The 19047-nt window shown below is 70.0% G+C and carries 17 protein-coding genes; 10 read left to right on the forward strand and 7 right to left on the reverse strand.

What is annotated here, in order from left to right; all coding sequences use genetic code 11:
* Nucleotides 1-419: 419 nt before the first annotated feature.
* Entirely contained in the window at nt 420-1253 is an 834-nt protein-coding gene (locus tag IG08_RS0111705; protein WP_030599799.1) for an HAD family hydrolase, read from the forward strand.
* A 326-nt stretch (nt 1254-1579) separates the two neighbouring features.
* Here IG08_RS0111705 and IG08_RS0111710 read toward each other — a convergent pair whose 3' ends face one another.
* Nucleotides 1580-2404 carry a Fic family protein gene (locus tag IG08_RS0111710; protein WP_030599802.1) on the reverse strand — a complete coding sequence of 275 codons (825 nt, stop codon included), beginning with the start codon at nt 2402-2404 and terminating at the stop codon, nt 1580-1582.
* Nucleotides 2405-2505: 101 nt separating this feature from the next.
* Between IG08_RS0111710 and IG08_RS0111715 the strand changes: the two genes are divergently transcribed.
* Entirely contained in the window at nt 2506-3486 is a 981-nt protein-coding gene (locus tag IG08_RS0111715) for an ATP-binding protein (protein WP_030599804.1), read from the forward strand.
* 27 nt (nt 3487-3513) lie between these two features.
* Here IG08_RS0111715 and IG08_RS0111720 read toward each other — a convergent pair whose 3' ends face one another.
* Nucleotides 3514-4788, reverse strand: coding sequence for a polysaccharide deacetylase family protein (locus IG08_RS0111720; protein WP_030599806.1), 1275 nt, complete (start codon nt 4786-4788; stop codon nt 3514-3516).
* A 270-nt stretch (nt 4789-5058) separates the two neighbouring features.
* On the opposite strand from IG08_RS0111720, the gene IG08_RS0111725 reads away from it, so the two are divergent.
* Nucleotides 5059-7425 carry a bifunctional SulP family inorganic anion transporter/carbonic anhydrase gene (locus IG08_RS0111725; protein ID WP_030599810.1) on the forward strand — a complete coding sequence of 789 codons (2367 nt, stop codon included), beginning with the start codon at nt 5059-5061 and terminating at the stop codon, nt 7423-7425.
* Nucleotides 7426-7473: 48 nt separating this feature from the next.
* On the opposite strand, the gene IG08_RS0111730 is transcribed toward IG08_RS0111725, so the two are convergent.
* Both IG08_RS0111730 and IG08_RS0111735 read right to left on the reverse strand, forming a co-directional pair.
* Nucleotides 7474-8061 carry a hypothetical protein gene (locus IG08_RS0111730; RefSeq protein WP_030599811.1) on the reverse strand — a complete coding sequence of 196 codons (588 nt, stop codon included), beginning with the start codon at nt 8059-8061 and terminating at the stop codon, nt 7474-7476.
* Entirely contained in the window at nt 8058-8663 is a 606-nt protein-coding gene (locus IG08_RS0111735) for an RNA polymerase sigma factor (protein WP_030599813.1), read from the reverse strand. Before IG08_RS0111735 ends, IG08_RS0111730 begins: the two co-directional genes overlap by 4 nt.
* 258 nt (nt 8664-8921) lie before the next feature.
* Between IG08_RS0111735 and acs the strand changes: the two genes are divergently transcribed.
* The 5 genes from acs (at nt 8922) to IG08_RS61260 (ending at nt 14293) form a co-directional block, all read left to right on the forward strand.
* Nucleotides 8922-10880: an acetate--CoA ligase gene (acs, locus tag IG08_RS0111740; protein ID WP_030599815.1), complete on the forward strand. Its 1959-nt coding sequence runs from the start codon at nt 8922-8924 to the stop codon at nt 10878-10880.
* A gap of 176 nt (nt 10881-11056) precedes the next feature.
* Nucleotides 11057-12493: a Na+/H+ antiporter NhaA gene (gene nhaA / locus IG08_RS0111745; protein WP_030599818.1), complete on the forward strand. Its 1437-nt coding sequence runs from the start codon at nt 11057-11059 to the stop codon at nt 12491-12493.
* A gap of 39 nt (nt 12494-12532) precedes the next feature.
* Complete coding sequence (locus tag IG08_RS0111750; RefSeq protein WP_030599820.1) at nt 12533-13033, forward strand: phage holin family protein; 501 nt, start codon at nt 12533-12535, stop codon at nt 13031-13033.
* Nucleotides 13030-13980, forward strand: a complete 951-nt coding sequence (locus IG08_RS0111755) for an alpha/beta fold hydrolase (protein ID WP_030599821.1) — start codon at nt 13030-13032, stop codon at nt 13978-13980. The genes IG08_RS0111750 and IG08_RS0111755 overlap by 4 nt, the downstream gene beginning before the upstream one ends.
* Nucleotides 13981-14107: 127 nt before the next feature.
* A complete protein-coding gene (locus IG08_RS61260; RefSeq protein WP_078655553.1) occupies nt 14108-14293 on the forward strand; it encodes a hypothetical protein in 186 nt (61 codons plus the stop codon).
* A 14-nt stretch (nt 14294-14307) separates the two neighbouring features.
* Here the strand turns inward: IG08_RS61260 and IG08_RS0111760 are convergent, their stop codons facing one another.
* The 3 genes from IG08_RS0111760 to nth all read right to left on the reverse strand — a co-directional run bounded on the left by IG08_RS0111760 (nt 14308) and on the right by nth (nt 17395).
* Nucleotides 14308-15507: a MarP family serine protease gene (locus IG08_RS0111760; protein WP_030599822.1), complete on the reverse strand. Its 1200-nt coding sequence runs from the start codon at nt 15505-15507 to the stop codon at nt 14308-14310.
* Nucleotides 15508-15603: 96 nt separating this feature from the next.
* Nucleotides 15604-16305 carry an NUDIX hydrolase gene (locus IG08_RS0111765; RefSeq protein WP_030599823.1) on the reverse strand — a complete coding sequence of 234 codons (702 nt, stop codon included), beginning with the start codon at nt 16303-16305 and terminating at the stop codon, nt 15604-15606.
* A 73-nt stretch (nt 16306-16378) separates the two neighbouring features.
* Nucleotides 16379-17395, reverse strand: coding sequence for an endonuclease III (gene nth / locus IG08_RS0111770; RefSeq protein ID WP_078655554.1), 1017 nt, complete (start codon nt 17393-17395; stop codon nt 16379-16381).
* Between the two features lie 251 nt (nt 17396-17646).
* Here nth and IG08_RS0111775 point away from each other — a divergent pair, with 251 nt between their 5' ends.
* Together IG08_RS0111775 and IG08_RS0111780 are read left to right on the forward strand one after the other, a co-directional pair.
* Nucleotides 17647-18321, forward strand: a complete 675-nt coding sequence (locus tag IG08_RS0111775) for a Crp/Fnr family transcriptional regulator (protein WP_030599827.1) — start codon at nt 17647-17649, stop codon at nt 18319-18321.
* An 87-nt stretch (nt 18322-18408) separates the two neighbouring features.
* Nucleotides 18409-19044: an outer membrane protein assembly factor BamB family protein gene (locus IG08_RS0111780; protein WP_078655555.1), complete on the forward strand. Its 636-nt coding sequence runs from the start codon at nt 18409-18411 to the stop codon at nt 19042-19044.
* Nucleotides 19045-19047 lie beyond the last annotated feature (3 nt).

Here is a 19047-nt window from a genome sequence, read left to right on the forward strand (position 1 = left end):
CGGAATCACGGTGCAGCGATCCCGGAAATCGTGTGGATCTTGGTCGATAACTGTGGACAACTCGGCGGTTGTGAATATCGCCGTCACCCAAACCGGTGGGCCCCGCACCGCCCCCTGTGCGACTCCCTCAGAGCAGCCTGACGGCTACGCACAGTGATGAATCATGGGCATGCGAAAGAGGCGGCCGCAGCCGCCTCGACACGGTCGTACCACCGCGAAAGGAAGAGAAGAAACCCACCCGGACGTGCGACGACCCCCACCGGGGGGGAGAGTGGGGGTCGCCTCCACGGCACGACTCGGGGGGGGAGGAGCCGGGCCGGGTTAGCACGGTCGCGAACGATCCGTGACTTCCATGGTGTACCCGAGAGCCCTCTCAGGCAAACCCACGCGCCACACCTTACGCCGAATGGGCTGCCCCTATGCTCTGGGTTGTGGAAAACCACTCCTTGCCCCGCACAGCGGCCTTCTTTGACCTGGACAAGACGGTCATTGCGAAGTCGAGCACGCTCACGTTCAGCAAGTCGTTCTACCAGGGCGGGCTGATCAACCGCAGGGCCGCCTTGCGGACCGCATATGCCCAGTTCGTCTTCCTCGTGGGCGGTATGGACCACGACCAGATGGAGCGCACGCGCGAGTACCTGTCCGCGCTCGTGCGTGGCTGGAACGTCCAGCAGGTCAAGGAGATCGTCGCCGAGACCCTCCACGACCTGATCGACCCGATCATCTACGACGAGGCCGCCTCTCTCATCGAGGAGCACCACACCGCCGGACGCGACGTCGTCATCGTGTCCACGTCGGGCGCCGAGGTGGTCGAGCCGATCGGCGAACTGCTCGGCGCGGACCGCGTGGTGGCCACCCGGATGGTCGTGGGCGAGGACGGCTGCTTCACCGGAGAGGTGGAGTACTACGCGTACGGCCCGACGAAGGCCGAGGCGATCAAGGAGCTGGCCGAGTCGGAGGGATACGGCCTGGAGCGCTGCTACGCATACAGCGACTCGGCGACCGACCTGCCGATGCTCCAGGCCGTGGGCCATCCCCATGCGGTCAACCCGGACCGCACCCTGCGCCGCGAGGCACTCGCGCGCGGGTGGCCGATTCTCGATTTCCACCGGCCCGTCCGGCTCAAGCAGCGGCTTCCCGGATTCTCCGTACCGCCCCGCCCGGCGCTCGTCGCGGTTGCCGCGATAGGCGCCGCTGCGGCCACCGCGGGCCTTGTCTGGTACGCGAGCCGGCGGCGGGCGACGGCCGTGTGACCGTTTGGCCCTGTTTGAGAGTAAAAGTAAAGAACCACGGCCAGGGCTTCCGCTTACTCCGGACCTGGAGTAGAAAGAAGTTAACGGCCCGCGGGACCAAGGACATCCGAGAGGATCACCTTTAAATCGCATTTGGCCACACGGACCGAGCATGAACACTGGGCACCCACGCGACGTCGACCCGTCGATTACGGGCCAGCCGCACCAGGGACGGGCGAAGTTTCCGACCTGATGGGCAATATTTCGAGGACGCTTGGTAACCGGGTGAACATGCCAGCGGCGGTACGAATCCTCGTACCGCCGCAACCCTTTGCCGGGACTTCTCCCTACGCCGCCCCGCGCTGCAGCGCCTCGCACACCGCCGTCGACTCGCGCGCGCCAAGTTCGACCGCGCTGCCGCAGTGCGCGATCCACGCGGCCATGCCCTCCGGGGTGCCGGAGACGTAACCGTCGAGCGCCGCCAGGTAGGCCGCCCGTCCCAGCTCGGCGTGGCCGACCTCCGCGGGGCACACGGACTTCGGGTCGAGGCCGCTGCCGACCAGGACGATGCGCGCGGCCGCGCGCGCGATCAGACCGTTGTGGGACACGAAGGGCCGTAGCGCGAGGAGTTCGCCGTGTACGACGGCGGCCGTCACCAGGGCGGGGGCGGAGCCGCCCGCGATGATCAGGTCGGACAGGCCCTCCAGCCGACCGGAGACCTCGGCCGCACTCGGCGGCGGCAGCTCGATCAGCGGCTCGTCGACCACCTCGCCCGCCTGGCGCGGACGCCCGACCTCGTCCTCGTTGGTCGCCGCGGCCACCAGGTGCAGCCGGGCCAGCACCCTGAGGGGCGACTGCCGCCAGATGGACAGCAGTTGACCGGCCTCGGCGGTCAGCCGGAGGGACGCGCCCATGACGCGCGCCTCGTCGTCGCCGCTGAAGTCCGTACGCCGGCGCACCTCTTCGAGGGCCCAGTCCGCGCCGGACAGCGCCGCGGAGCCGCGCGCGCCGCGCAGCGCCGCCTCGGAAGTGATCTCGTTGCTGCGGCGCCGCATGACCCGGTGCCCATAGACCCGGTCCACGGCCTTGCGCATGGACTCCACGGACTCGGCCACACCGGGCAGCGAACCCAGGGCCGCGAGCGGATCGGCGGACGCGCCTGTCGTACTCATAAGTACGACACTACGCAACCAGGGCTCACACCCCACGAAGGAGTGGTCTTCTTCACGCACGCCTGCCACGTACAGCTATCACCCCACTACCCTTTGTGAACATGAAAATTGCTTTCGTCGGGAAGGGCGGCAGCGGCAAGACCACCCTGTCCTCCCTGTTCATCCGCCATCTCGCCACGACCGGCGCGCCGGTCGTCGCCGTCGACGCGGACATCAACCAGCACCTGGGGCCGGCACTCGGCCTGGACGAGGCGGAGGCGGCCGCGCTGCCGGCGATGGGCGAGCGGCTGCCGTTGATCAAGGAGTACCTGCGCGGCGCCAACCCGCGCATCGCCTCCGCCGAGACGATGATCAAGACCACACCGCCCGGCGAGGGCTCCCGGCTGCTGCGGGTGCGCGAGGACAATCCGGTCTACGACGCCTGCGCCCGGCCGGTGGAACTCGACGGTGGCGCCGTCCGTTTGATGGTCACGGGCCCCTTCACGGACGCCGACCTGGGGGTCGCCTGCTACCACTCCAAGACGGGAGCGGTGGAGCTGTGCCTGAACCACCTGGTGGACGGGCAGGGCGAGTACGTCGTGGTGGACATGACGGCGGGCTCGGACTCCTTCGCCTCCGGCATGTTCACCCGCTTCGACATCACGTTTCTCGTCGCCGAGCCGACCCGGAAGGGAGTCTCCGTCTATCGCCAGTACAAGGAGTACGCCCGCGACTTCGGCGTCGTACTGAAGGTCGTCGGCAACAAGGTGCAGGGCCAGGACGACCTCGACTTCCTCCGCGCCGAGGTCGGGGACGACCTGCTCGTGACGGTCGGGCACTCCGACTGGGTGCGTGCCCTGGAGAAGGGCCGGCCGCCCCGGTTCGAGCTCCTGGAGGACACCAACCGCCGCGCCCTGCGCCTGCTGCAGACGGCCGTGGACGCGACGTACGACCTGCGTGACCGGGAGCGCTACACGCACCAGATGGTCCACTTCCACCTGAAGAACGCCCGGTCCTGGGGCAACGAACGCACAGGGGCCGACCTGGCGGCGCAGGTCGACCCCTCCTTCGTGCTCGGCGAGAGTGTCGTGGCGACGGCCTGACGGCCGGCGCCGACTGCCGTACGGCTCCTACCGCTTGGCCGCCGGCGCCCCGGGCACGCCCTTCGGGGCCGGGGCGGGGCGGCCCGAGAGGAAGGACGTCCAGCCCTGCTTCGGGGACTCGCCGACGTTCAGGTGGCCCAGCTTGGCCACGGTCTTCGGGTCCTGGGCGTCCAGCCAGTCGGCGAGCTGCCTGAAGGAGACGCAGCGCACGTCCGGCTTGTTGCACACCCGCTCGATGGTCTCCTCGACGGCGCGCATGTAGGTGCCGCCGTTCCAGGACTCGAAGTGGTTGCCGATGATCAGGGGCGCGCGGTTGCCGTCGTAGGCCCGGTGGAAGCCCTTGAGCAGTCCGTCACGCATCTGGTCGCCCCAGAACTCGTACTTGCCGGGGTCGCCCTGGGTCGTGGTGCCGGACTGGTTGACCATGAAGTTGTAGTCCATGGTGAGCTGCTCGTAGCGGTGCCCGGGGAAGGGCACGAGCTGCATCGACAGGTCCCACAGGCCTCCCTTCTTCTTCGGCCAGACCTGGTTGTTGACGCCGCTGGTGTCGTAGCGAAAGCCCAGTTCGCGGGCGGCCTTCATGAAGTTCTTCTGGCCCTCGAGGCAGGGTGTCCGAGCTCCGACGAGCTCCTTGTCGTAGTCGAAGGGCAGGGGTGCGGCCTTCGACATGCCCGTGTTGGTCTTCCATGACTTCACGAACTTCTTCGCCTGGCCGATCTCGTCCTTCCAGTCCGCCACCGACCACTGGCCGACCCCGCCCGCGCTGCCGCAGAAGTGGCCGTTGAAGTGGGTGCCGATCTCGTTGCCCTCCAGCCACGCCAGGCGCAGCTGTTTCACGGTGTCGGCGATGCCCTGCTCGTCGTTGAAGCCGATGTCGGAGCGGCCCGGGGAGTGCTGCGGCGGCTTGTACTCGTCGCGCTTGTCCTCCGGCAGCATGTACACGCCGCTCAGGAAGTACGTCATGGTCGCGTTGTTCGCCTTGGCGACCTTGCGGAAGTGGGAGAACAGCCGCTGGCCGTCCTCACCCGCGCCGTCCCAGGAGAACACCACGAACTGCGGGGGCTTCTGGCCGGGCTTGAGACGTTCGGCCCTGGGCAGGTGCGGCTGGGCTCCGGTGTACGAGGTGGAGCCGTCGCCGATCAGGCGGACCACGCTCTTGGGCGGCGCCTGGGCCGGCTTCGCCTTCTGCGGGCCGGGCACGCCCGCCTTGGAACCGTCGGTGCCGATCGAGCAACCGGCGAGGGACGCGGCACAGGCCGCGGCGACCACGGCGCACACGGTGATCCTCTGGGTGGCGGCCATGTTCCGCCCACCTTCTTCCTTACTCGGGCCAACGAGAGCGCCGTCAAGTTCGCACGGGACCGAGAAGGAATTAGTACGACAAGCCGATGAAATATCCACTTCACTCGGCAGAGTGACTTATTAACCCATTTGCCAGAAAAGTCTATGCCTGGCCTTTACTCTGCATTACGATCCGTTTACCGAGCGTTGATTCATCCCGCCGCTGCACGCCGTGACCCACGGCCGCGACCCTGTTCCGCGACCGCGCTGCCCCGGAGGAGACGGGAAAACATGTCAGCCTGCGTCCCCACCCGCGCCACCGACTCGAACTCGACTCAAAAGCGCATCCACCAGCCCCACAGCCCACCGCCGACCCCGCCCCGCCGCTTCCGGATCGCGGGCGCCGACGTGTCCGCCTCGATCGCGGTCTTCCTGATCGCCCTCCCCCTGTCCCTCGGCATCGCCCTCGCCACCGGCGCGCCCCTCCAGGCCGGCCTCGTCGCCGCCGCCGTCGGAGGCCTCGTCGCCGGCTGGCTCGGCGGCTCCCCGCTCCAGGTCAGCGGCCCCGCCGCCGGACTCACGGTCGTCACCGCCGACCTCATCCACCGCTACGGATGGCGTACGACCTGCGCCATCACCGTCCTGGCCGGCCTCGCCCAACTCGGCCTCGGCTGCCTGCGGGTGGCCCGCACCGCGCTCGCCGTCAGCCCCGCGATCGTGCACGGCATGCTCGCCGGCATCGGCGTCACCATCGCCGTCGCCCAGCTGCACATCGTCCTCGGCGGCACCCCGCAGAGCTCCGTCCTCGCCAACCTCCGTGCGCTGCCCGCCCAGTTGGCGGGTCTGCAGCTGGCCGCCGTGTCGGTGAGCGTGCTGACGCTGGCCCTGCTTCTGCTGTGGCCGCGCATCCCCGGCCGGGTCGGCCGTCTGCTGCGCAGGGTCCCGGCCGCGCTCGTCGCCGTCGCCGGGGCCACCGCCGTCGCCTCGCTCGCCGGGCTGGTCCTGCCCAAGGTCGACCTGCCGTCCTGGAGCAGCCACGCCCTGGCCGGACTGCCCGAGGGCCCGGTGCTCGGGCTGGTCGCCGCCGTGCTCACCACCACGCTGGTGTGCAGCGTGCAGTCGCTGCTCGGCGCGGTCGCCGTGGACAAGATGGTGGCCGGCCGTTCGAGCCTGTCCGCCCGCGTCGGACGCTCCCGCCTGGACCGCGAACTGCTCGGGCAGGGCGCCGCCAACATCGTCTCCGGCACGCTCGGCGGACTGCCCGTCGCCGGTGTCGCCGTGCGGAGTTCGGCGAATGTCCAGGCCGGTGCCGTCAGCCGGAACTCCACGATGCTGCACGGCGTTCTCGTAGTAGTCGCCGCGCTGCTGATGGTCCCGGTCCTGGAGCTCATCCCGCTCGCCTCGCTCGCCGCCCTGGTGATGGCCGTCGGCATCCAGATGGTGTCCCTGCACCACATCCGCACGGTGACCCGCCACCGAGAAGTGCTGGTGTACGCCGTCACCACACTCGGCGTGGTGTTCCTCGGCGTCCTGGAGGGCGTGACGCTGGGGATCGCCGTGGCCGTCGCCGTCTCCCTGCACCGCCTCACCCGCACCCGCATCACGCACGACGAGCAGGAAGGAGTCCATTACGTACACGTACGAGGCCAGTTGACGTTCCTCGCGGTGCCACGGCTCAGCCGGACCCTGCATCTCGTCCCCCAAGGGGCCGACGCCGTCGTCGAGTTGGACGGGTCGTTCATGGACCACGCGGCGTACGAGTCACTGCAGGACTGGCAGAACGCGCACACCGCGCAGGGCGGCTCCGTCGAGGTGACCGGCCGCCGACCGGGCACCCGCATCGCCGAGCCGTCCGATTCCGCCAACTGCCGCTGCCGTCCCTGGACGCCGTGGCGCAACCACCAGTGCGAGCGCCCGCAGTCCGCGCCGCCGGCCGGGCATCCCGGCGCGACCGGCTCGACCGGCAGACCCAGCGGTTCGCGGGGGCCGAGCGGACATGAACTGGCGCGTGGCATCAGCGCGTTCCAGCGCAACACCGCACCGCTCGTGCGGGGTGAGCTGGCCCGGCTGGCGCGTGAGGGCCAGCGGCCGTCCCAGCTCTTCCTCACCTGCGCCGACTCGCGGCTGGTCACCTCGATGATCACCTCCAGTGGTCCGGGCGATCTGTTCGTGGTGCGCAACGTGGGCAACCTCGTCCCGCTCCCCGGCCAGGAGAGCGGGGACGACTCGGTGGCGGCCGCGATCGAGTACGCGGTGGACGTGCTGAAGGTGCGCTCCATCACGGTGTGCGGGCACTCCGGGTGCGGAGCCATGCAGGCGCTGCTCAACTCCGAGCCAGGGGGCGCCCAGACGCCGCTCAAGCGATGGCTGCGGCACGGGCTGCCCAGCCTGGATCGCATGGCCGACGACAGCCGGCCCTGGGCCCGGCTCGCCGGACGGGCGCCCGCCGACGCGGTCGAGCAGCTGTGCCTGACCAACGTCGTCCAGCAGTTGGAGCACCTGAGCGCCCACGAGTCGGTCGCCCGGGCCCTGCGGGAAGGTGCGCTGGAGCTGCACGGGATGTACTTCCACGTGGGCGAGGCGCAGGCGTATCTGCTGGCGGAGGCCGATAAGGGTGAGGTCTTCGACCACGTGGAGGCGGCGGACCTGTCCGTGTGACCCCGGTGCGGGTGCGCGGCCCCGGCAGGTGGGGCCGCGCACCCGAGGTCATCGCACGGTGGCCGAGGGAGCAGCCGTCAACTCCACAGAGGGCACATTCCTCTCCGTCAACACGCAGGGCTCGACCTTGCCCTTGATCGCGTAGAAGTTCAGGACCCACGCGTGACCGCCGGAGTCCTTCCGGTTCTCGAAGGCCACGGAGTCGCCGCGCTGGAGCGTGACCTTCCAGATGTCCCCCTGGCGGACGGGCTCGCCCTCCGAGAGGCTCTCGCCGCGGGGCTGTTGGCACACGTGGTCGCCGTCGTGGTTCTCGATGTCCACGTTGATCCCGCTCGAGCGGAGCCGCTCGGCGAGTGCGCGCTGGTCGTCGAGGTCGGGGTTCAGGTCCTTGAGGGTGAGCGTGACGGTGCCGTCGCTGTGCCGCTCCACCGCGTACGCCGGTGAGTCGGCCGGTGAGCCCGGCACGAGCACCACCGCGAGCCCGGCCACCGCGCAGGCCGCGGCGGCCAGGGCGAGACGGCGGCCGGTGAGCAGGCGGCGCCCGGCAGGAGGTGCCGGGACCGTGGCCTCCCGTCGCTCGATCTCGCCCTGCAGCTCGGCCAGCAGTCGGTCCTCGAACGTCGTCTTCGCGGTCATGCCTCTCCCCCGGTTCCTTCGGTGACGTATGGCAGGGATGTGCTGTGCCGGCTCTCGGCGGCCGGATCCGCCTGCTCGCGCAGGGACTTGCGGGCCCTGTGCAGTCGTACGCGGGCCGCGACCTGGCTGGTGCCCAGCGCGGCCGCCGCCTCGGCGACCGTGAGCTGGTCGACCGCGATCAGTTCCAGGACGGCTCGCTCCCCCGCGGGGAGCCGTTCCAGGGCGGCGAGGGCACGGCGGCCCGGGCTCTCGGCGTCGAGCTTGTCCTCGAGGCGGGCGATGTCGTCGGGCTCCAGCAGCCGGCGCCCCGAGATGCGCCGGTCGCGCGTCGCCTCGCGGGCCACGCGCCGGTGCTCGGAGGAGACGACATTGCGGGCGATGCCGTAGAGCCAGGCCGTCTCGCTGCCCCGGCCGGGGCGGTAGGTGTGGGCCGAGTCCAGGACCGCGAGGAAGATCTCGGCGGTCAGGTCGGCGACGGTGTGCGGGTCCGCGACACGCCGGGCCACGAAAGACGTCATCGCGTCCACATGGCGCCGGTAGAACTCCTCGAAGAGCTGTGGGTCGCGTGCCGCCGCAGCCGGCCCGCCCCGTATCCCTTCCACCAGGTCTCCCCTCTCGTCGGTGGTGCTTCACCCGTACTTGGGCCGGAGTGTGAAAGGCGTTACAGGGGCTGAACTCTGCCTGGTCGGCGTACGTGGGTACGGATGACCCCGGCCGCCGAAAGAGTCGTGGAAGCAGACCGTAGAAGCAGACGGACACACAGGTCTAAACCAATTTTCGGTCGACCCTTGTCATCTCACCCCCCGGTCTGATGAGCTGTGGCCTGGGACACAACGGACACCCTGGGAAAGGCAGATGCCGTGAGCAACGAAAGCCTGGCCAACCTGCTCAAGGAAGAGCGCAGGTTCGCGCCACCCGCCGACCTGGCCGCGAACGCCAATGTCATCGCGGAGGCGTATGAGCAGGCCAAGGCTGACAGGCTCGGCTTCTGGGCCGAGCAGGCCCGCCGACTGACCTGGGCCAAGGAACCGACCGAGACGCTGGACTGGTCGAACCCGCCGTTCGCCAAGTGGTTCAAGGACGGCGAACTCAACGTGGCGTACAACTGCGTCGACCGGCACGTCGAGGCGGGCAACGGCGACCGCGTCGCCATCCACTTCGAAGGGGAGCCCGGCGACAGCCGTGCGATCACCTACGCCGAGTTGAAGGACGAGGTCTCCAAGGCCGCAAACGCCCTGCTGGAGCTCGGCGTCCAGAAGGGCGACCGGGTCGCCGTCTACATGCCGATGATCCCGGAGACGGCGGTCGCGATGCTGGCCTGCGCCCGGATCGGCGCCGCGCACTCCGTCGTCTTCGGCGGCTTCTCGGCGGACGCGCTCGCCACGCGCATCCAGGACGCCGACGCCAAGGTCGTCATCACCACCGACGGCGGCTGGCGGCGCGGCAAGCCGTCCGCGCTCAAGCCGGCCGTCGACGAGGCCGCCGACAAGGCGGGCAATGTCGAGCACGTGCTCGTGGTCCGCCGTACCGGCCAGGAGGTCGCCTGGAACGACAGCCGCGACGTCTGGTGGCACGAGATCGTCGACCGGCAGTCCGCCGAGCACACCCCCGAGGCGTTCGAAGCCGAGCAGCCGCTCTTCATCCTCTACACGTCCGGTACGACGGGTAAGCCGAAGGGCATCCTGCACACCTCCGGCGGCTACCTCACCCAGGCCGCGTACACCCACCACGCCGTCTTCGACCTCAAGCCGGAGACCGACGTGTACTGGTGCACGGCCGACGTCGGCTGGGTCACCGGGCACTCGTACATCGTCTACGGCCCGCTGGCGAACGGCGCGACCCAGGTCATGTACGAGGGCACGCCGGACACCCCGCACCAGGGCCGCTTCTGGGAGATCGTGCAGAAGTACGGGGTCACCATCCTGTACACGGCGCCCACCGCCATCCGTACGTTCATGAAGTGGGGCGACGACATCCCCGCGAAGTTCGATCTGTCCTCCCTCCGTGTCCTCGGCTCCGTCGGTGAGCCCATCAACCCCGAGGCCTGGATCTGGTACCGCAAGCACATCGGGGCGGACCGGACGCCGATCGTCGACACCTGGTGGCAGACCGAGACCGGCGCGATGATGATCTCGCCGCTGCCGGGCGTGACCGAGACCAAGCCCGGTTCCGCGCAGACCCCGCTGCCCGGCATCTCCGCGACCGTCGTCGACGACGACGCCAACGAGGTCCCGAACGGCGGCGGTGGCTATCTGGTCCTCACCGAGCCGTGGCCGTCGATGCTGCGCACCATCTGGGGCGACGACCAGCGGTTCCTCGACACGTACTGGTCGCGCTTCGAGGGCAAGTACTTCGCCGGCGACGGGGCGAAGAAGGACGACGACGGGGACATCTGGCTCCTCGGGCGCGTGGACGACGTCATGCTCGTCTCCGGGCACAACATCTCCACCACGGAGGTCGAGTCGGCCCTCGTCTCCCACCCGTCCGTCGCCGAGGCGGCCGTGGTGGGCGCCGCGGACGAGACGACCGGGCAGGCCATCGTCGCCTTCGTCATCCTGCGCGGCACGGCGAACGCCGAGGACGAGGGCCTCGTCGCCGACCTGCGCAACCACGTCGGCGCGACCCTCGGCCCGATCGCCAAACCGAAGCGGGTCCTGCCGGTGGCCGAGCTGCCGAAGACCCGCTCCGGCAAGATCATGCGCCGCCTGCTGCGGGACGTCGCCGAGAACCGCCAGCTCGGCGACGTGACGACGCTGACCGACTCGACGGTCATGGACCTCATCCAGGCGAAACTGCCGGCGGCGCCCAGCGAGGACTGACCGAGCAGGACGATGAAGGGCACCCGGCAGCAAACGCGCCGGGTGCCCTTTTCACACCTAACGTGGTGATCGCCGGATTCCTCCCCGCGCGCTTTAGGTAAACTAAACAATCAAGGTGCGCCGGGAAGTCTGGTCGGCAAGTGCTCAGTCATGCCCACCGACCGGAGGTCTCCCCCGTGGCCGCGCCCCGCACCACCCCCACCCGCAAGGTCCTCGGACGGCTGTCCCTGCCCGAGCGGACCTTCGTCGCGGACGCCCTGCGGACCGAGACGGTCGGCGGTGTGCTGCTGCTCGTCGCCGCCATCGCGGCGCTGGTCTGGGCGAACGTCCCGGCGCTGCACGACAGTTACGAGAGCGTCAGCCACTTCCACCTCGGCCCCGCGGCCCTCGGACTCGACCTCTCCATCGCGCACTGGGCGGCCGACGGCCTCCTCGCGATCTTCTTCTTCGTCGCCGGCATCGAGCTCAAGCGCGAGCTCGTCGCCGGTGACCTCAAGGACCCCAGGGCGGCCGCGCTGCCCGTGGTCGCGGCCCTGTGCGGCATGGCCGTACCGGCGCTCGTCTACACGCTCACCAACGTCACCGGCGGCGGATCGCTCGACGGCTGGGCCGTCCCCACCGCCACCGACATCGCCTTCGCGCTGGCCGTGCTCGCCGTCATCGGTACGTCGCTGCCGAGCGCCCTGCGCGCGTTCCTGCTCACCCTCGCCGTCGTCGACGACCTCTTCGCGATCCTGATCATCGCGGTCTTCTTCACGGCGGACATCGACTTCGTCGCGCTCGGCGGCGCGGTGGTCGGCCTCGCCGTCTTCTGGCTGCTGCTGCGCAAGGGCGTACGCGGCTGGTACGTGTACGTCCCGCTCGCGGTCGTCATCTGGGCGCTGATGTACAACAGCGGCATCCACGCCACCATCGCGGGCGTCGCGATGGGTCTGATGCTGCGCTGCACCACCCGCGAAGGTGAGAAGCACTCGCCGGGCGAGCACATCGAGCATCTCGTACGTCCGCTGTCGGCGGGCCTGGCCGTACCGCTCTTCGCCCTCTTCAGCGCGGGGGTCGCCCTCTCCGGCAGCGCGCTGGGCGACGTGTTCACCAAGCCGGAGACGCTCGGCGTGGTCCTCGGGCTCGTCGTCGGCAAGGCGTTCGGCATCTTCGGAGGGACGTGGCTGACGGCCCGCTTCACCCGGGCCTCACTCAGCGACGACCTCGAGTGGGCCGACGTGTTCGCGGTGGCGACCCTCGCCGGCATCGGCTTCACCGTCTCGCTGCTGATCGGCGAGCTCGCCTTCAACGGGGACGCGGCGCTCACCGACGAGGTCAAGGCCGCCGTACTGATCGGCTCCCTCATCGCGGCGACCCTGGCCACGGCGCTGCTGAAGATACGGAACGCCAAGTACCGCCGCATGGTCGAGGCCGAGGAGCGCGACGACGACCTCGACGGCATCCCGGACATCTACGAGGAGCACGACCCCGCGTACCACCTGCGGATGGCCGAGATCTACGAGAACAAGGCCGCCGAGCACCGCCGGATCGCCCAGGAGAAGGCCTCGGCGCGCCACGGGCTTGCCGAAGTGGCGGGCGGGGCAGGCGACGGGGACGGCAGTCCGGCATGATCTGACGGGACGGTACAAAAGAGAATGAGGGAGACCGCGATGAGCGAGCCCGACGGCAGCCCGGTCGGCGCCGAACGCAGCATCGGCCAGCTGTTCGCCTCGGCGACGACCGATATGTCGGCGCTGGTGCACGACGAGATCGCGCTGGCCAAGGCGCAGCTCAAGCGAGATGTGAAGCGCGGTGCGACGAGCGGCGGCGCCTTCATGGTGGCGGGCGGCGTGCTGGTGTTCTCCCTGCCGATGCTGAACTTCGCGCTCGCGTACGGCATCCGGACCTGGAGCGACTGGAACCTCGCGATCTGCTTCCTGCTGTCCTTCGCGGCGAACGTGCTCGTCGCGGTCGGCCTCGCGCTGATCGGCGTCGTCTTCGCGAAGAAGGCCAAGAAGGGTGGCGGCCCGCAGAAGGTCGCCGCCTCCGTGAAGGAGTCGGCGGGCGTTCTGCAGAAGGCCAAGCCGCACGCGCGGGCGGACAACAAGGTCCTGGAGGAGCGGGTGCGTGACGCGAAGGTCATCGAGGCTGTGGCACGCTCGTCGTCATGACGGATCCCGCCACACCTTCGGCGCAACCTGCTTCGGTCGTACGGCCTGACACCCTCGACGGGAAAAAGGTGACGCACCGGGAGGTCGCCGCCAACGGCGCGCGCTTCCACATCGCCGAGATGGGGGACGGGCCGCTGGTCCTGCTGCTGCACGGCTTCCCCCAGTTCTGGTGGACCTGGCGGCACCAGCTGCCCGCACTCGCCGACGCGGGCTTCCGGGCCGTGGCCATGGACCTCAGGGGCGTCGGCGGCAGCGACCGGACCCCGCGCGGTTACGACCCCGCCAACCTCGCCCTCGACATCACCGGCGTGATCCGCTCCCTCGGCGAGCCGGACGCCGCGCTGGTCGGCCACGACCTCGGCGGATACCTGGCGTGGACGGCGGCCGCGATGCGCCCGAAGCTCGTACGGCGGCTCGCGGTGGCCTCGATGCCGCATCCCCGGCGCTGGCGCTCGGCGATGCTCTCGGACGTCAAGCAGACGCGTGCGGGTTCCTACATCTGGGGGTTTCAGCGGCCCTGGATTCCGGAGCGGCAGCTGACCGCGGACGACGGCGCGCTCGTCGCCCGTCTCATCCGGGACTGGTCCGGGCCGAGCCTGCCGGACGACGAGGCGGTGGAGACGTACCGCAAGGCGATGTGCATCCCGTCGACGGCGCACTGCGCGGTCGAGCCGTACCGGTGGATGGTCCGGTCGATGGCGCGTCCCGACGGCATCCAGTTCAACCGGCGCATGAAGCGGCCGGTGCGGGTGCCGACGCTGCATCTGCACGGCTCGCTGGACCCGGTGATGCGGACGCGAAGCGCGGCGGGGTCCGGGGAGTACGTCGAAGCGCCGTACCGCTGGCGGCTGTTCGACGGACTGGGGCACTTCCCACACGAAGAGGATCCGGTCGCTTTCTCGACCGAACTGATCAATTGGCTGAAGGATCCCGAACCCGATCGGTGACCGAGTCATCGCGCCCGGTATCCGGATCTGAACACCTGTACTACGAACAGCCACTTGCCCGGCGCATAGGCCAATTGGGGGGCGTGGGGGCGGTTATCGACCTTGGGGCAGGGGCAGACGTCGGGGTATGGGCTGGACGCACGACTACAGTGACGCAGCACGCAATCGACGCTCGGCCTCGGGCCTGAGCTCCCACCAGCGAGGCGGTGGCCCGCAGATGCCGGGCGGCACGGACCTCCGGGTGGGCATCCCGCGCATCCTGCGCCGCCGGGCCCGATGGGTCTCGGTACGCCTGCGTCATCCTCGAGGCTGACGCGCCCCTAGACCTCACAACGCGCAGCTGTCGCTGTCCACCTGCTGGTTCGCGGTGCGCCCCTTGGTGATGTCCTCCTGGATCTCGTCCGTGGTGAGCGCGTAGCCGGTGTCGGCGTCGTCGAGCGACTTCGCGAAGACCACGCCGTACACCTTGCCTTGGGGTGTGAGCAGCGGGCCGCCTGAGTTGCCCTGGCGGACGGTCGCGTAGAGGGAGTACACATCGCGGCGCACGGTGCCGCGGTGGTAGATGTCCGGGCCGTTGGCCGTGATGCGCCCGCGCACGCGAGCGGCACGGACGTCGTACGCACCGTTCTCCGGGAAGCCCGCGACGATCGCGCTGTCCCCGCCGGCCGCGTCCTTGGTCGTGAACTGCAGGGCGGGCGCGTCCAGATCGGGTACGTCGAGTACGGCGATGTCGCGCTGCCAGTCGTAGAGGACGACTGTCGCGTCGTACTTCCTGCCCTCGCCTCCTATCTGGACGGTGGGCTCGTCGACGCCGCCGACGACATGCGCGTTGGTCATGACGCGGCGGTCGCCGAAGACGAAGCCGGTGCCCTCCAGGACCTTGCCGCAGCTCTGGGCGGTGCCCATGACCTTGACGATGGAGCGCTGGGCGCGGGTGGCGACCGCGCTGCTCGCGAGGGCCGGGTCCGGGGGCTGGACCTCCTTGATCGGCTCGTTCGCGAACGGGCTGAAGACCTGCGGGAAGCCGTTCTGCGCGAGGACCGAGGAGAAGTCGGCGAACCAGGTGTCGGCCGCGTTGGGCAGCGCCCGGGAGACGCCGAGCAGCACCTTGGAGTTACGGACCTCCTTGCCGAGCGTCGGCAGGGTGGTGCCGGCGAGGGCGGAGCCGATCAGCCAGGCGACCAGGAGCATCGCCACGACGTTGACCAGGGCGCCGCCGGTCGCGTCCAGGGCGCGGGCCGGGGACCAGGTGATGAAGCGGCGCAGCTTGTTGCCCAGATGGGTGGTCAACGCCTGGCCGACGGAGGCGCAGACGATGACGACGACCACCGCGACGACGGCGGCGGTCGTGCTGACCTCCGCGTTGTCGGTCAGCGCGTCCCAGATGACGGGCAGGGTGTAGACGGCGACGAGACCGCCGCCCAGGAAGCCGATCACCGACAAGATGCCGACGACGAACCCCTGGCGATAGCCGACGATCGCGAACCACACGGCGGCGACCAGCAGCAGGATGTCCAGCACGTTCACCGGTTCAAGCCTCGCCTCATCACTTCACATCCACTACAGGTCGACCGGGGGTCCGGGGGTTGTCCCCCGGGAAGACACAGCACAAAGGTCACCCTGTCATGCGCGCCAGTCGAGGGGGACCTGCTTCTCGCGGTCCCAGGGCAGTTCCCAGCCCGAGTAGTGGAGCAACCGGTCGATGACGCCGGCCGTGAAACCCCACACGAGTGCCGATTCGACCAGAAATGCCGGACCTCGGTGACCGCTGGGGTGGACGGTTGTGGCTCTGTTGTCGGGATCGGTGAGATCCGACACGGGAACGGTGAAGACGCGCGCCGTCTCGTTCGGATCGACGACCCCGACCGGGCTCGGCTCGCGCCACCAGCCCAGGACCGGCGTCACGACGAAGCCGCTGACCGGGATGTACAGCTTGGGCAGCGCACCGAAGAGCTGGACGCCGGCCGGGTCGAGCCCCGTCTCCTCCTCGGCCTCGCGCAGGGCGGCCCGCAGCGGCCCGTCGCCCTTCGGGTCGCCGTCCTCGGGGTCGAGGGCACCGCCGGGGAAGGAGGGCTGGCCCGCGTGGGAGCGCAGCGAGCTCGCGCGCTCCATGAGCAGCAGCTCGGGACCCCTGTCGCCGTCCCCGAAGAGGATCAGGACGGCCGACTGCCGCCCCGCGCCGTCCTCCGGCGGCAGGAAGCGGCTCAGCTGCAGCGGCTCGACCGTCTCCACGGCGTGCACCACCGGATCCAGCCAGTTCGGCAGACCCTCCTTGCTGAGCGTCACGTCCTCCGTCACGCCCTCCGTATGGCTCGCGCGCGTCATCGCCACCCCCGTTCTGCCGAGTCCAACGCCTGACCGCCCCGAGATCGTTCCTGGGAACGTACCCAACCGGGTGTCATCCGGCCCCCAGTGGCGGCGCCGGCTTCCCGCCCGCGTCCAGGTAGGCCTGCGGAGGGTTGAGGCGCTGGCCGGGGAAGCCGCCCTTCTCGTACTTGAGGAGCTTCCGCGCCTTCTCCGGGTCCGTCTCGCCCTCGCCGTACGCCGGGCAGAGCGGGGTGATGGGGCAGGCGCCGCAGGCCGGCTTGCGGGCGTGGCAGATACGGCGGCCGTGCCAGATCACGTGGTGCGAGAGGTCCGTCCACTCACTCTTCGGGAAGAGCGCGCCGATCGCGGCCTCGATCTTGTCGGGGTCGGTCTCGTCGGTCCACTGCCAGCGCCGCACCAGCCGCTGGAAGTGCGTGTCCACGGTGATGCCGGGCCGCCCGAAGGCGTTGCCGAGGACGACGAAGGCGGTCTTGCGGCCTACGCCGGGCAGCTTGACGAGGTCCTCCAGCCGGCCGGGCACCTCACCGCCGAACTGCTCCACCAGCGCCTTCGACAGCCCTATCACCGACTTGGTCTTGGCCCGGAAGAAGCCGGTCGGGCGGAGGATCTCCTCGACCTCCTCGGGGTTGGCCGCGGCCAGGTCCTCAGGGGTCGGGTACTTGGCGAAGAGGGCGGGTGTCGTCTGGTTGACCCTGAGGTCGGTGGTCTGGGCGGACAGGACCGTGGCGACGACCAGTTGGAAGGGGTTCTCGAAGTCCAGTTCGGGGTGGGCGTACGGATACACCTCCGCGAGTTCGCGGTTGATGCGGCGGGCGCGGCGGACGAGCGCGGTCTGCGACTCGTTCGACTTCGCCGGGGGCTTCTTGGCGACGGTCTTCGCGGGCGCCGCCTTCTTGACCGCGGGCGCCGCCTTCTTGACCGCGGCCGTGGCCTTCCTGGGAGCCACCGTCGCCTTCTTCACCGCAGCCGTCGTCTTCGCCGGGGCCTTCTTCGCCGCGCTCACCGGAGCCTTCCCTGCCGCTTTTGCCGTTTTCTTTCCGCCACCGGAGCCCTGTTCGCCCACAGCGGAATCTCGACGTACAGCCACCCGCCCAGCCCCCTTGGCCTGTGCTCTCACCGGCGATTTGGACACCCGGCCAGCCTAGAGCCCGGCACCGACATCCGCCCCGGACCCCGAAGACCGGCCCCCAATTGGACCCCTGCCGCTTACCTCGGGACACGTGTGCGGCATCCTTGTGACAGATCACACTGTTTGGACCGTCCGGCAAAATGGGGAACACGGACCCCTGGTAAGCGGGGGAGCAAGATCCCCTGAGCAGGTCGACAAGGAGAGAACTCGTGGACGACGTTCTGCGGCGCAATCCGCTCTTCGCGACGCTCGACGACGAGCAGTCCGCGGAGCTGCGCGCCTCTATGAGTGAGGTGACCCTCGCACGCGGTGACTCGCTGTTCCACGAGGGCGACCCCGGCGACCGGCTCTATGTCGTCACCGAGGGCAAGGTCAAGCTTCACCGCACGTCGCCCGACGGCCGCGAGAACATGCTGGCCGTCGTCGGCCCCGGTGAACTCATCGGCGAGCTGTCGCTGTTCGACCCGGGCCCGCGCACGGCCACGGCCACCGCGCTGACCGAGGTCAAGCTGCTCGGCCTCGGCCACGGCGACCTGCAGCCCTGGCTGAACGTGCGCCCCGAGGTCGCCGGCGCCCTGCTGCGCGCCGTCGCCCGGCGCCTGCGCAAGACCAACGACCAGATGTCCGACCTGGTCTTCTCGGACGTCCCCGGCCGCGTGGCCCGTGCGCTCCTCGACCTCTCGCGCCGCTTCGGCGTGCAGTCCGAGGAGGGCATCCACGTCGTCCACGACCTGACGCAGGAGGAGCTGGCCCAGCTGGTCGGCGCATCCCGCGAGACGGTCAACAAGGCCCTCGCCGACTTCGCCCAGCGCGGCTGGCTCCGCCTGGAGGCGCGGGCCGTGATCCTGCTGGACGTGGAGCGGCTCGCGAAGCGCTCCCGCTAGGCGCGTCACGTCGTACGAAGGGCCCTGCCGCGCGGCAGGGCCCTTCGCGTACCCGCAGCAGGGTTCTTCTCATGTCCAGGGGTGGGGATGTACGAGGACAAGGCGCCGGAGTCGGTCTGGCGGCGCTCGTGGTGGCGGCGCTCGCCGCGGCGGCTGTGGAGATCGCCGTATGTGAAGGGCGAGCGGGGTGACAGACCGCTGGGGCTGTGGGTGACGGACGACGCCGTCGTGGTCGTCCGTCTCGACCGGGTGCAGGCCTTCCGCGTCACCACGGGCGTGCCGCTGTGGACGTGGCGGCCGCCCGGCGAGGAGGTGGTCGTGCTGGCCTCCGCCGACGTGCGGGACGGCCTGGGAGTGGTCCTGCACTACGACGACGGCGCCCGGGACCCGAAGCACGTCGGCCTCACCGCCCTGGACCTCGGCTCGGGCACGGTCGCCTGGAGCCGGGAGCAGGACAAGGAACGGCTCGGGTACATCGGCACGCACCCGAGCGGCACGGCCCTCGGCGGAGGCCGTATCGCCACCGAGGACCACCACTGGGACGGCCGCAGGACCCTGCGCGCCCTCGACCCGCGTACCGGCGAGATCGAGTGGGAGCATCCGCTCACGAACCCTCGGATCGAGAAGGCGTCCGCCCTGCTTGCAGAGCCTCGTGGCGCGGTTGGAGGGGCGTGGCGCGCGGAGCAGGCCCCGGCTGCTCGTCGTGGGCGAGGGCGGGGCTGAAGG

Source organism: Streptomyces fulvoviolaceus (genome assembly GCF_000718165.1).
Taxonomy (GTDB): domain Bacteria; phylum Actinomycetota; class Actinomycetes; order Streptomycetales; family Streptomycetaceae; genus Streptomyces; species Streptomyces fulvoviolaceus.